Origin of the sequence: Mesorhizobium sp. M0621 (genome assembly GCF_040320745.1) — a bacterium.
Taxonomy (GTDB): Bacteria; Pseudomonadota; Alphaproteobacteria; order Rhizobiales; family Rhizobiaceae; genus Mesorhizobium.
The window spans coordinates 83,963-95,600 of record NZ_JAMYQF010000009.1; the positions used below are offsets into that span (position 1 = coordinate 83,963).

Here is an 11,638-nt window from a genome sequence, read left to right on the forward strand (position 1 = left end):
CCATTCAGTCTGTCTATTTGATGGCCCCGGCCATCAGGCCGCGGATGTAGAAGCGCTGCAGGACCAGGAACAGGATGAGGCAGGGCACCATCATGACGGTGACGCCCGCCTGCACCGCACCCCAGTCGATGGCGCCGAAGCGGCCCGACTGCAGCGCGGTCATCATCACCGGCAGCGTGAACTTGGACTGGTCGGTCATCAGCACCAGCGCGGCGAGGAATTCGTTCCAGGCGCCGAGGAAGGCAAACAGCGCGATGGTGACGACGCCCGGCCAGACCAGCGGCAGCATCACCTTCACAAGCATGGCGAGATTGCCGGCGCCGTCCATGCGCGCGGCTTCCTCGATCTCGCGCGGCACCGCGTCGAAGGCGTTGCGCATCATGAAGATCGAGAACGGCAGCTGCAGCGTCACATAGACGCCGACCAGGCCGGTCAGCGTGTTGTGTAGGCCAAGCTTGGTCAGCACCAGGAAGATCGGCGTCAGGATCGACTGGAACGGGATCATGATAGTCGACAGGATGAGGATGAAGAAAAGGTCCTTGAACGGAAACCGGAACCGCGAAAAACCGTAGCCGGCCAGCACACTGACGGCGACCGACAGCAGCACGGTCATCACCGAAACGTAGATGCTGTTCTGCGCCGAGACCCAGAGCCCGTCGCCGAAGCTGTTGAGCGTGGCATAGTTCTCCAGCGAAAAGCCTGATGTCGGCCAGGGCGGCAGCGGCGGCAGGCGCGCTTCAGCCGCCGGCTTGAACGCTGACAGCACCGCCCAGACGATCGGTGCCGCAAACAGCACCGAGGCGATGATGCCGGTCGAATGCTCGCCGATACGGGCCAGGAGCCGGCGGTTGCGGGAAGCGGCCTGCGCCATCAGTCGAGCCCTTCTGGCTTGCGCAGCAGCCACAACTGGACGAGGCTGAGCGCCACCAGGACGACGAGCAGCACCATCGAGAGTGCTGCACCATAGCCGAGCTTGAACGACACGAAGGACTGGTTGAAGATCCAGTAGACCGCCGTCAGCGTCTGGTTGCGCGGGCCACCGCGCAGGATGATGTAGAACTGGTCGAAGGCGAGGATCGAGCCGGCGACCGACAGGATCAGCGCCAGCGCCAGCGTGCGGCGCATCAGCGGCAGGGTGATCGCCCTGAACCTGGCGAACGGCCCGGCGCCGTCGATGACGGCGGCCTCCTGCAGGTCCTGCGGGATCGATTGCAGGCCGGCCATCAGAATGATCATGGTGAAGCCGGCGACCTTCCAGACGACCATGGCGATGATCGACCAGAAGGCCGGCTGGAAGGTGGCCAGCAGGTTGAACTTCCTGTCGATCAGGCCAAGGTCATAGGCGGCCGGGCTGAACAGGCCGGAATCGACGTTCAAAAGCCACGACCAAAGCAGGCTGGCCGAGGCGAATCCGACAACCGCCGGCATGAAGAACATGGTCCGGTAGAGATTGGTCAGCGGCCGCGGCCGTTCGACGAACAGCGCCAGCGGAAACGCCACCACGAAGATCGCGATGGTGACGATCACGGTGTAGTAGGCGGTGAAGCGCAGCGCGTTCCAGAACCTGGTATCGCGCAGGATGGCGACATAGTTGCCGAAGCCGATAAAGCTGTGCTCGCCCATCAGCGGCCAGTTGTGCAGCGACATCCAAGCCGTCATGCCGAGCGGTATCAGGAAGAAGACGACAACCAGCGCGACAGCCGGCGCGACATAGAGCAGGCCGATCCACTGCCGGCGACCGGTGCGCTTGCCGATGCGTGGTGGTGCGGTGGTTGCTACTGTGATGGAGGTCATGGCTGTTCTGCTCTTGCTTTCCGTTCCCCTTGTGAGGAGGGAATTCCAGCTTGGGTTCCTCGCCCCCGCCAGAGGCGGGGGAGAGGTGGCCGCGAAGCGGCCGGAGAGGGGGCCTTCGTAGGGCGCAGTCCCCCTCTCCGTCTCGGCTTCGCCGAGCCACCTCTCCCCCACTCACGTGGGGGCGAGGAACCCAAGCTGGGTAGGCCGAGCGGATGTCTCAAAGCTTCCATGTCGAATAGCCTGCATTGACGGATGCGATGTCATCCTCCCCTCAAGGGGAGCTGGGGCGGCCACCCGCCCAGGGAGACGAGCGGGCGGCCGGCAGACGCCGCTTATTTCTGCGGCGCCTGGTCGATGATCGACTGCATCGTCTCCTGCGCGTTGGCGATGGCGCCGTCGACGTCGTCGCCGAAGAAGACCTCGTTGATCATCTGTGTCCACGGCCCGTTGGCGGAGTTGATCAGGTCGTTGAACACCACCGAATAGGGCGTGCGGCCCTTGGCCATGGCTTCGGCGGCGATCTGGTAACGCGGATCGAGATCCTTCAGCGCTTCCTTGGCGATGTCGCCGCGCACCGGCAGGCTGCCGTATTTGGCGAGGATCGTCTGGCCCTCGAGCGAGTAGGCGAAATCGAGGAACTCCTTCACCACGGGCAGCTTGGTGGTGCCCTTGGTGACGACGAAATTGTCGCCGCCGGCAAAGGACGACCAGCCGCTATCCTTACCCGGCAGGAAGGTGACGCCGTAGTCGATATCGGGATACTGGGTGTTGAGCGCGCCGATGGCGAAGGCGCCGGACGGCGAGATGCCGATATTGCCGGCAGCGAAGGCGGCAAAGAAGTTGGCGCCGGTGTCGGTCTGCGCGCCTGCCGGTACCAGGTCCTTCTTGACCATCGAGCGGTAGAGATCGATGGCGCCGCGCAATTGAGGACTGTCGAGCGTCGCCTTCGAGCCGTCCTCCGAGAGGATGTCGCCGCCCGACGCCCAGATCAGCGGCGTGAAGGTGAAGATGTTGCAGCCGCCGCAATTGCCGGAGAAGTAGAAGCCCTTGATGTTGCCGCCGAGCGCGTTGACCTTCTCGGCGTCGGCCGCGATCTCGGCCCAGTTCGCCGGGCCTTTTTCAGGGTCGAGGCCGGCCTGCTTGAACAGTTTCTTGTTCCAGATCAGCACCGAGGCGTCGGCGGAGAAGGGCAGGCCGTAAATGTGGTCCTTGTAGGTGCCGGTCTTCACATGCGCCGGCGACAGGCTGGCGAAATAGGGCAGGGACTTGGCCCAGTCGGTGATATCCTCCAACTGGCCGGCAGCGGCGAAGGACGGCGTGTAGATCAGGTCGAGCGACAGCGCGTCCGGTGCAGTGCCGCCGGCAGCCGCTGCGCCATATTTCGGGATGATCTCGGCATTGGGGATGATGTCCAGCTTAACCTGGTTGGTGTGCGCCTTGTTGTAGGCGTCGACGATCCTCGGCATGAAATTCGAGCCGTCGGCGCGCACCCAGATATTGGCCGTCTCGGCGGCGGCAGTGCCGAGACCGCTACCCAGAACGGCAGCGGCCAGGGCCAGTTTGGCAATCAGGTTCCTCATGTTTTCCTCCTCCAGGGTTGGCCGCGGTTCGCGGCTTGGCGCCGATCACGCGGCGCTTCGTCTTCAGCCATCCAGCGGATGGCCGCATGACTGCCGCACCACCAGCCGGCACGGCAGTTTTCGAATGCCCGGTGCGGCGGGCTTACCGCCGACCAGCGAAAGCAATGTCAGCCCCGCCTCGCGCCCAAGTGCGACCAGGTTCATGTCGACTGAGGTCAGCGGTGGGCGCGTCGCCTCGGCCACGATCTCCCAATTGTCGAAACCGATGACACCGACATCGCCGGGAACGCCAAGGCCCCGCTCGCGCAAGGCATCGATGACGCCGCGAGCGATCTGGTCGTTGCCGCAGAAGACGGCGTCCGGCCTTTCGCTTTTGCGGTCGAACAGTTGCGCTACCGCCTGATGGCCCCAGGCTTCTGACCAGGAGCCGAGCAGCGGCTCGGTGACCGGCAGGCCGTTTTCGATCAGCACGTCGCGGTAAGCCTGCGCCCGCGCATGCACCACGGCAAAGCTCGCCGGTCCTGTGACATGGGCGATGCGCTTCCAGCCCAGCCAGAACAGATGCTCGACCGCCAGCCTGGCGCCGTCGGCGTCGTCCGAGACGAAGGCGATCGCGTCGGGATCGGGCTGCGTGAAGGCATAGATCACCGGGACGCGCAGATTGCCGAGGTCGACGGGCAGATGGCGGTCGATGCGCTTGCCAGTGGCGATGATGCCGTCGACGCGCTTGTCGAGCATGGCGTCGACATGCATCTGGCCCAGCCGCGGATCCTCCTCGACATTGCACAGGAACACCGAGACGCCATTGTCGACCAGCGCGTCCGAAATGCCCGACATCAGCGGCAGCGAGAAGCGGCCATAGGTATCGTTGGTAAGCAGGCCGACGGTGAAGCTGCGCCGCCTGAGCAGGCTCTGCGCCAGGCTGTTGGGCCGGAAGCCGAGCCGGCGGGCCGTCTCGCGGATGCGTTCGCGCGTCTCGGCGGTCATCCGCCCCTGGTCGTTGAGCGCCTTCGAGGCGGTGGCGACGCTGACGCCAGCCTGCGCCGCCACGTCACGCAAGGTGACTGGCTTGGAAAAGACCGGGACAGGCAGATCGTCCGATGCCATCGCGCAGAGAATCCTTAGCTGGGAAAAGGTTTTCTCTTACTGGTCCGAGCGAGGCCCGGCACACGGCCAAGCCCGATCGGAAATGTTTGGAAAAACCTTTTCTCAAACCAAGGCTAAGCCAGATCTGATGGTCGTTCAAGCGGAAAAATGGCCTGGACAGGCAATGGCTTCAGGTTTGGAATTCGCCCCATCCGTTTACGAACCCCGCGCTGCTCCTTGCGTGTTTGGAATATGCATGATGAAGGGCGCCGCCAACCGGGCATGTTCCGGTTGCGGCGGCCGTCGGAAGCTGTCGCCCGTCACGTCTTTTACCAGTGCAAATCGGTGGCGCCTATTTTCAATTTGGCATGCAGGGCGATCGCGAAAAGAGTGCTATGGAAGGGGCGTGAGCGTCCTTGCTCCGCTCTTCCCGATATTCGAGGTTATTTTCGTGCGTGAACCGTCGCTGCTGCCTGTCTTTGGAAAACTGGGCCTTAAGGCCCCTGTCGCCTTCGCCGCGGCGCCGGTCCGGTCGACAGGTGTCGTGTCGCGCCTGCGGGAGTTTCTGGCCGCGCATGGCGGCATGGTGCTGAAACTGTCGGTCATCGCCTGGACGGTGCTGATCCTGGGCGCCGTGTTTTTCATGATGCAGGGCTGAACGGGATGGCCAACCGCTACACACTGCGCATGGAGCTTCCACAAAGCTGGAGCATTATCGACGTCTTCACCGGCCAGCCTGCAGTGGTCCGGCAAAAGGTGATGGTCGGGATGGGCCCGCGTGAGGCCGAGGATATGGTCGTGCAGATGAATGTCCGCGACGTCAAACGCCGCGAACGGGCCGAGCGCAAATCCTGATCCCACATCGGCCATTGCGTCTGGACAGCATTTCGCCGCCGCAAGAAGCCTGCGCACAGCAAATCAAGGGATACTCGTGAGAGCCAGTCTGAAGCAAAAGATACTGGAGGTCTGCGACCGCAAGATTTCCGAAAAAGGGTCCGGCGTCGGCGTGTCGTTCTATGCGTTTTTCGCCAACAGGAACGACGACCCCGAACTCTTGATGGAAGCCGAATGGTGGATCAGAACCCACCGCCTCGACCATTTTGAAAAGGCACGATGGTCGAGAAGATGGACCTCGGCTGATCAACCGAAATCGGCTGCCGTCAGCACATACATGCTCTTGTGGGTGCGGTCGTAGGCCTTCGATGCCACCTCGCGGATGGCGCTGCTCTCGGTGTCGAATGTGGCGAGATAGCCGGCTTCATCGGCAGCAGTTCCCGGCCGCATCTTGGCCATGGCGTCGGCGGCGACCGAGAAGGAGATCTGGAACATGCCGTCATGTCCGACGAAACGGATACGCCGGCCGGCTTCGTCATAGCTGCGGCTGCGGTTGGGGAAGGTGAGACTCATGTCTTGCTCCCTTGTTCTGGCGCAATTCCGGTCGGAAAACCGCTGCGGAATTGCTTAGGCTTTCTTGGTCACCCGCTTCTTTTTCGGCGTCGGATTGAGGGCCTCGGCGACGCGGTCGGCCTCTTCCTTGGCCAGCCGCAACTCCCTGAGCCTTGCCGTCTTGATCTCCCGGGCCCTCGCTTCGGATATGTATTCGGCGGTTGCCTTGTTTTTCTCCGCTGTCTTCTTCTGCTTGTCGACAAAGCGGGCTTCAGCTTTTTCCATGATCGTCTGATTGCCTTCGGCCATCGTAAAAATCTCCCTTATGCCTGAAATCGTGAAAGTGAACTTGTCCGATAAATAGGCACTCGATCGGCAAAATTCAATCTTTTGAAATATTTGACCAATCGGCGATATCACGAAACCGGCTGCCGAAATAATACTTTTGATTATTTAATTTCGGTCGCGAATAATTTTTGGCACTCCTATCTATCGAGTGCCAACGCGTTTATAGAAGAGGGGCGTGGCCGCCTGTGCCGGCCCCAGAAAGAAAGTTCCCATGAAATTTCGGCCACTCCACGACCGCGTCGTCATTCGTCGCGCCGAAGGCGATATCAAATCCAAGGGCGGTATCATCATTCCCGACAATGCCAAGGAAAAGCCGCAGGAAGGAGAAGTCATCGCCGTCGGGCCTGGCGCACGCGACGAAAATGGCGTGCTTGTTGCGCTCGACGTCAAGGCCGGCGACTTCATCCTGTTCGGCAAATGGTCGGGCACCGAGGTCAAGATCGACGGCGAGGACCTTCTGATCATGAAGGAAGCCGACATTATGGGCGTCATCGAGAAGAGCGAGACTGGCGTCATCGACAAGAGCGAGACGGGCGTCACCGACAAGACCGTGGCTGCCAAGAAGGCCGCCTGATCCCATTTTCTCCGAACGAACTGGATAAAAATCATGTCTGCCAAGGAAATCAAATTCTCCACCGATGCGCGTGACCGCATGCTGCGCGGCGTCGAGATCCTCAACAATGCTGTGAAGGTCACGCTCGGTCCCAAGGGCCGCAACGTCATCATCGACAAGGCCTATGGCGCGCCGCGCATCACCAAGGACGGCGTCACCGTCGCCAAGGAAATCGAGCTTGCCGACAAGTTCGAGAACATGGGTGCGCAAATGGTGCGCGAAGTGGCCTCGAAGACCAACGACCTCGCCGGTGACGGCACCACCACCGCAACGGTGCTGGCCGCCTCGATCCTGCGCGAAGGCGCCAAGCTGGTCGCCGCCGGCATGAACCCGATGGACCTCAAGCGCGGCATCGACCAGGCGGTTTCCGCCGTGGTCAAGGAAATCCAGGCGCGGGCCAAGAAGGTCAAGTCGTCGGCCGAGATCTCACAGGTCGGCACCATCGCCGCCAATGGCGATGCCAGCGTCGGCGAGATGATCGCCAAGGCGATGGACAAGGTCGGCAATGACGGCGTCATCACCGTCGAGGAAGCCAAGACCGCGGAGACCGAGCTCGACGTCGTCGAGGGCATGCAGTTCGACCGTGGTTATCTCAGTCCCTATTTCGTCACCAATGCCGACAAGATGCGCGTCGAGCTGGAAGAGCCCTACATCCTCATCCACGAGAAGAAGCTCGGCAATCTGCAGGCCATGCTGCCGATCCTCGAAGCGGTGGTGCAGAGCGGCAGGCCGCTGCTGATCATCTCCGAAGACGTCGAGGGCGAGGCTCTTGCCACGCTGGTCGTCAACAAATTGCGCGGCGGCCTCAAGGTCGCGGCCGTCAAGGCGCCGGGCTTCGGCGATCGCCGCAAGGCGATGCTGGAAGACATCGCCGTGCTGACATCAGGCCAGATGATCTCCGAAGATCTCGGCATCAAGCTCGAAAACGTCACCATCGAAATGCTCGGCCGCGCCAAGCGCGTGCTGATCGAGAAGGACACCACCACGATTATCGACGGCGCCGGCACCAAGGCGACCATCCAGGCGCGCGTCGCCCAGATCAAGGGCCAGATCGAGGAGACGACCTCCGATTACGACAAGGAAAAGCTGCAGGAGCGGCTGGCCAAGCTCGCCGGCGGCGTTGCCGTCATCCGCGTCGGCGGTGTCACCGAATCGGAAGTCAAGGAAAAGAAGGACCGCATCGACGATGCGCTGAATGCCACCCGCGCGGCGGTTGAAGAAGGCATCGTGCCGGGCGGCGGCGTGGCATTGCTGCGTGCCAGGTCGGCACTGGCCGGCTTGAATGGCGCCAATGCCGATGTCACCGCTGGCATCTCGATCGTGCTGCGGGCGCTCGAAGCGCCGATCCGCCAGATCGCCGAGAATTCCGGCGTCGAGGGCTCGATCGTCGTCGGCAAGCTCTCCGACAGCAAGGACCACAATCAGGGTTTTGACGCCCAGAACGAGGTCTATGTCGACATGATCAAGGCGGGCATCGTCGATCCGGCGAAAGTGGTGCGCACCGCGCTGCAGGATGCAGGGTCGATCGCCGCGCTTTTGATCACTGCCGAAGCGATGATCACCGACATCCCGGCCAAGGATGCCGCACCTGCGGGTGGCGGCGGCGGCATGGGCGGCTACTAAGTCAGCCGGCCTGTCCATTCTGCTTGAGACGGGATTCACGGCCCCCGATCGGGGGCCGTGATGATTTTCAAGACAGGTTCATGGCGGCAAAAGTTCCCGCGTGGCGGCCTTCCCGCTCAGCCCAGCGCCGGGCGCAATCCTGATCTTGCGGCTTTCGGAGGGAACGGGATTCACGCTAGACTGCTCCGGTGGTCGTTTGGTGCGGAGCTTTCCGGCCTTTGGCAAGCGATCGAGACGGGCCCGCGACTATCGATACGGAGGCAAGTTCATGTTTGCGGCCAAGGCCATCGACACCTCGGACAAGGCCGCGTTCTACCGCGACCTCGCCAAGCAATTGAAGGCGCTGCTCGAGGGCGAGCGCGATTCGATCGCGAACGCCGCCAACACCGCCGCGCTGATCTTCCAGATGGTGCCGGACCTCAACTGGGCCGGCTTCTATTTCCTGCAGTCGGACGAGGAAATGGTGCTCGGGCCATTCCAGGGCAAGCCGGCTTGCGTGCGCATCGCCGTCGGCAAGGGTGTGTGCGGAACCGCGGTCGAACTCGGCACCTCGATGCTGATCAAGGATGTGCATGATTTCCCCGGCCACATCGCCTGCGATGCCGACTCGCGCTCGGAACTGGTCGTGCTGCTCGAGGACGATGAAGGCGTCTTCGGCGTGCTCGATCTCGACAGCCCGCTGCCGGCCCGCTTCGACAAGGCCGACCAGGCGGGCATCGAGACGCTGGCGGCGATCTATGCCGCGGCGAGTTCGTTCGAGGACTGAGCGGCTCGGTACAAGATCGAGCACCAGCCGTGGAGTCTGCGGCGCCCCTCTGCCCTGCCGGACATCTCCGCACCCGAGTGGGCAGGCCGGCAGTTGTGCGTCGGCCCTGTGTCAGGCGCATCTACGGATCGGTCTTCAGCGCGCGCGTGAAAGCTGCGGCCGCCATATCGATCAGCTGCGCGTGAATCTCGCTGCGCGATCGTCCTTCGCCATCGTCGCACACTGGGTCGCCGATCTGTTCGGATGCGATGATGCCGGGAGCGCCGGGTTTGCATTCGGCGAACATGCTGTAATGGCTGGCATCCTCAACCGTCGCATAGCTCGCCTTTGACATCGCTTTTGCGATTCCGGAGGCATCTGCGGTAGCGGGGATCTTTCCCGGACGGCCAAGATTGACGATATCGACCGGAATGCTGATGCCGGCAAAGCTTTTGACGTCGAAGATATCGGTTGGAGCGGGGTCGATCGCCATGGCGAAGCGAATGCGCCCATCCCGGTTATCACGGCCGGCCGGCTGCAAATCCATGGCATGGAGATCGACTCCACTTTGCCTGACCCACTCGCAAAGCGAAGCATTGAGCAGGTCCGTATCGCAATAGGCCGCGAGCAATTTCGGGTCGACGCGGGCGCCGGCTATCGCCAGAGCCGTGTTGCCGCCCATGGAAAGGCCAAGGGCGCCAACTTTGCCTTGTTCAAGGTGATCCCTGAAAAACGCTTCCTTTTCCACTGCGGTCAAGGTTGCCGTGAGATCGGCAGGCCGCAACCAGAGCTTCATCGTCTCGGCGGCGGATCTGTTTTTCCCCGTATTTCCCGGATGCGTCGGAGCTGCGACGACGAATCCCTGCCTGGCCAAGGGCGTCGCGATCCAGCTCATGGCTTGCGGGTTTCCCGCCAGACCTGCGCCGTGTGACAGCAGGATGAGCGGAAACTTTGCGTCTGTTATTGGCGCATCGCGCATGGCTGACGTGCCGACGAAAAGATTGCTGTCGCCGAGCGAAACCGTTTCGCCGCCAGGTTGGGCCGGGTACCAGACCGTCACATCAAGATCGATGCCGCGCTCCGTGGACGCGGCGGACAACTGACGAACGCCGACAGTGTCGCCGGCGTTGGCCGGATGTTGCATCAGCATTGTCGAGACGATGATGGCGCAGAGCATGGTCCAGAATTTCATTGAGGTCTCCGTTGTCGAACGCGTTCGCCATGGCTGGAGAGCCCGGAGTCTTCAGCTCCGGGGCCGGTTGGCGCTTTTGTTCGGTTGCTGTGTCGATGCCCCGAATATCAGGATCGGAGCGAAGCCTGCGTCCTCGATCGCGATCGAGGACGTGCTTTATCGCAATTGAGTACCATCCCGTGGGAAATAGCGCCGCTAGCCGCCCACAGCGCTCGCTAGCGAGGGCGATTGCGCGTTCCGGTCCCGCCAGGCGAGCGGGGTGATGTCCGTCACGCGGCGGAACTCGCGGTTGAAGTTCGACTTGGTCTGGAATCCGACCGCAAGCATGATCTCGGTCACGGACTGATCGGTCTCGGTAAGCAGCCGGCAGGCCTCGGCGATGCGGTACTGGTTGACATATTGCGAGACGTTCCTGGCTGTGGCCCGGTTGATCGTCGCCGAAATCTGCCGCGCCGGAATTCCGGCGCGCCGGGCAAGGCGGTTGAGGTTGAGATTGACGTCGCGATAGAGCTTTTTCTCCTGCATCAGTTCGTTGACCCTGGCGATCGTCTTGGCGTCTTCGCCGGCATCGGGCGGGGACGAGACATCGGCGGGCTCGGCGGCGTTGCGCGGGACACGACTTTGGCTGGCCGCCGCCGCCGCCACACCAACAAGGACGAGCATGAAAAGATTAGCGACGCCGATCACCATCGCCGCTCGGGCGCCGTGCCCGGACGCCATTTCGAGGGAAACCAGCACATCGACCACACCCGACAGGCAAAGGACCATCGCCGCGGCGATGATGGCGCGGTAGGCCGGGACCGCACCATCGAAAGGCGCCAGGCGAAGGTCGTCGGCGCCGGACCGGAGCAGCCAGAGAATGGCGGCGGCGTAGATAAAATCGATCGATATCAGCGCCACGTCGACCGCGTCGCGCCAAAGACTCACCAGCAGGAAGACGATGATGGCTGGCGTTGCATGGAGCGTCAGCAGGGCCAGCCATCGGCGGTCGCTGGCGCGGACGAGCTTCGAGACGCCGGCATAGAGCAGCGACGGCATGATCGCGGCGGACACGGGCGCGATATAGCCCACTTCGCTTATGCCATACCCCCAGCGTAGTCCGGTGAACACCGATTGCACCGCGGCGAGCAGGATCAGGCCGAGAAACGGCAGGTTCGGTGTTGACTCATCCCCGCGCCTGGCGACTACCCAAAGCAGGATGAACAGCAACAAGGCGACGACGAAGGGCAGGGGAATTAACGGCATGGGTCGGTTGCGGGCTCGCGTGCTGA

Annotated in this window: 14 protein-coding genes; 6 read left to right on the top strand and 8 right to left on the bottom strand. The window is 62.5% G+C overall.

Annotation, left to right across the window (positions count from 1 at the left end; all coding sequences use genetic code 11):
- Positions 1 to 13: 13 nt before the first annotated feature.
- From NKI38_RS09085 to NKI38_RS09100, 4 genes are all read right to left on the bottom strand, one after another.
- Positions 14 to 871: a carbohydrate ABC transporter permease gene (locus NKI38_RS09085; protein WP_352656579.1), complete on the bottom strand. Its 858-nt coding sequence runs from the start codon at positions 869 to 871 to the stop codon at positions 14 to 16.
- Complete coding sequence (locus tag NKI38_RS09090) at positions 871 to 1,794, bottom strand: carbohydrate ABC transporter permease (RefSeq protein ID WP_352656581.1); 924 nt, start codon at positions 1,792 to 1,794, stop codon at positions 871 to 873. Before NKI38_RS09090 ends, NKI38_RS09085 begins: the two co-directional genes overlap by 1 nt.
- Before the next feature lie 332 nt (positions 1,795 to 2,126).
- Entirely contained in the window at positions 2,127 to 3,374 is a 1,248-nt protein-coding gene (locus NKI38_RS09095; RefSeq protein ID WP_352656583.1) for an ABC transporter substrate-binding protein, read from the bottom strand.
- 63 nt (positions 3,375 to 3,437) lie between these two features.
- Positions 3,438 to 4,481, bottom strand: coding sequence for a LacI family DNA-binding transcriptional regulator (locus NKI38_RS09100; protein WP_352656584.1), 1,044 nt, complete (start codon positions 4,479 to 4,481; stop codon positions 3,438 to 3,440).
- 385 nt (positions 4,482 to 4,866) lie between these two features.
- Between NKI38_RS09100 and NKI38_RS09105 the strand changes: the two genes are divergently transcribed.
- The 3 genes from NKI38_RS09105 to NKI38_RS09115 all read left to right on the top strand — a co-directional run bounded on the left by NKI38_RS09105 (position 4,867) and on the right by NKI38_RS09115 (position 5,655).
- A complete protein-coding gene (locus NKI38_RS09105) occupies positions 4,867 to 5,118 on the top strand; it encodes a hypothetical protein (protein ID WP_352656586.1) in 252 nt (83 codons plus the stop codon).
- Between the two features lie 5 nt (positions 5,119 to 5,123).
- A complete protein-coding gene (locus NKI38_RS09110; RefSeq protein WP_352656588.1) occupies positions 5,124 to 5,315 on the top strand; it encodes a hypothetical protein in 192 nt (63 codons plus the stop codon).
- 76 nt (positions 5,316 to 5,391) lie between these two features.
- Positions 5,392 to 5,655 carry a DUF6500 family protein gene (locus NKI38_RS09115; protein WP_502899275.1) on the top strand — a complete coding sequence of 88 codons (264 nt, stop codon included), beginning with the start codon at positions 5,392 to 5,394 and terminating at the stop codon, positions 5,653 to 5,655.
- On the opposite strand, the gene NKI38_RS09120 is transcribed toward NKI38_RS09115, so the two are convergent.
- Together NKI38_RS09120 and NKI38_RS09125 are read right to left on the bottom strand one after the other, a co-directional pair.
- Entirely contained in the window at positions 5,601 to 5,867 is a 267-nt protein-coding gene (locus NKI38_RS09120; RefSeq protein WP_352628899.1) for a DUF1488 family protein, read from the bottom strand. The genes NKI38_RS09115 and NKI38_RS09120 overlap by 55 nt on opposite strands.
- A 54-nt stretch (positions 5,868 to 5,921) precedes the next feature.
- Positions 5,922 to 6,155, bottom strand: coding sequence for a hypothetical protein (locus NKI38_RS09125; RefSeq protein ID WP_352656590.1), 234 nt, complete (start codon positions 6,153 to 6,155; stop codon positions 5,922 to 5,924).
- A gap of 250 nt (positions 6,156 to 6,405) precedes the next feature.
- Here NKI38_RS09125 and NKI38_RS09130 point away from each other — a divergent pair, with 250 nt between their 5' ends.
- From NKI38_RS09130 to msrC, 3 genes are all read left to right on the top strand, one after another.
- Positions 6,406 to 6,768, top strand: coding sequence for a co-chaperone GroES (locus NKI38_RS09130; RefSeq protein ID WP_352656592.1), 363 nt, complete (start codon positions 6,406 to 6,408; stop codon positions 6,766 to 6,768).
- A gap of 33 nt (positions 6,769 to 6,801) precedes the next feature.
- The gene (gene groL / locus NKI38_RS09135) at positions 6,802 to 8,430 is read left to right on the top strand and encodes a chaperonin GroEL (protein ID WP_352656593.1); all 1,629 of its coding nucleotides are present in this window, start codon (positions 6,802 to 6,804) and stop codon (positions 8,428 to 8,430) included.
- A gap of 268 nt (positions 8,431 to 8,698) precedes the next feature.
- Positions 8,699 to 9,196 carry a free L-methionine (R)-S-oxide reductase MsrC gene (gene msrC / locus NKI38_RS09140; RefSeq protein WP_352656594.1) on the top strand — a complete coding sequence of 166 codons (498 nt, stop codon included), beginning with the start codon at positions 8,699 to 8,701 and terminating at the stop codon, positions 9,194 to 9,196.
- Positions 9,197 to 9,317: 121 nt separating this feature from the next.
- On the opposite strand, the gene NKI38_RS09145 is transcribed toward msrC, so the two are convergent.
- Together NKI38_RS09145 and NKI38_RS09150 are read right to left on the bottom strand one after the other, a co-directional pair.
- The gene (locus NKI38_RS09145) at positions 9,318 to 10,367 is read right to left on the bottom strand and encodes an alpha/beta hydrolase family protein (RefSeq protein WP_352656596.1); all 1,050 of its coding nucleotides are present in this window, start codon (positions 10,365 to 10,367) and stop codon (positions 9,318 to 9,320) included.
- A 195-nt stretch (positions 10,368 to 10,562) separates the two neighbouring features.
- Complete coding sequence (locus NKI38_RS09150) at positions 10,563 to 11,612, bottom strand: helix-turn-helix domain-containing protein (protein ID WP_352656598.1); 1,050 nt, start codon at positions 11,610 to 11,612, stop codon at positions 10,563 to 10,565.
- Positions 11,613 to 11,638: the final 26 nt, after the last annotated feature.

Excerpts from the sequence above, each read along its gene's own strand:
- NKI38_RS09090 (WP_352656581.1), bottom strand. The coding sequence starts at position 1,794 with ATGACCTCCATCACAGTAGCAACCACCGCACCACCACGCATCGGCAAG.
- NKI38_RS09145 (WP_352656596.1), bottom strand. The coding sequence starts at position 10,367 with ATGAAATTCTGGACCATGCTCTGCGCCATCATCGTCTCGACAATGCTG.
- NKI38_RS09130 (WP_352656592.1), top strand. The coding sequence starts at position 6,406 with ATGAAATTTCGGCCACTCCACGACCGCGTCGTCATTCGTCGCGCCGAA.
- NKI38_RS09150 (WP_352656598.1), bottom strand. The coding sequence starts at position 11,612 with ATGCCGTTAATTCCCCTGCCCTTCGTCGTCGCCTTGTTGCTGTTCATC.
- NKI38_RS09120 (WP_352628899.1), bottom strand. The coding sequence starts at position 5,867 with ATGAGTCTCACCTTCCCCAACCGCAGCCGCAGCTATGACGAAGCCGGC.
- NKI38_RS09110 (WP_352656588.1), top strand. The coding sequence starts at position 5,124 with ATGGCCAACCGCTACACACTGCGCATGGAGCTTCCACAAAGCTGGAGC.
- NKI38_RS09085 (WP_352656579.1), bottom strand. The coding sequence starts at position 871 with ATGGCGCAGGCCGCTTCCCGCAACCGCCGGCTCCTGGCCCGTATCGGC.
- NKI38_RS09095 (WP_352656583.1), bottom strand. The coding sequence starts at position 3,374 with ATGAGGAACCTGATTGCCAAACTGGCCCTGGCCGCTGCCGTTCTGGGT.
- groL (WP_352656593.1), top strand. The coding sequence starts at position 6,802 with ATGTCTGCCAAGGAAATCAAATTCTCCACCGATGCGCGTGACCGCATG.
- NKI38_RS09100 (WP_352656584.1), bottom strand. The coding sequence starts at position 4,481 with ATGGCATCGGACGATCTGCCTGTCCCGGTCTTTTCCAAGCCAGTCACC.
- NKI38_RS09125 (WP_352656590.1), bottom strand. The coding sequence starts at position 6,155 with ATGGCCGAAGGCAATCAGACGATCATGGAAAAAGCTGAAGCCCGCTTT.
- msrC (WP_352656594.1), top strand. The coding sequence starts at position 8,699 with ATGTTTGCGGCCAAGGCCATCGACACCTCGGACAAGGCCGCGTTCTAC.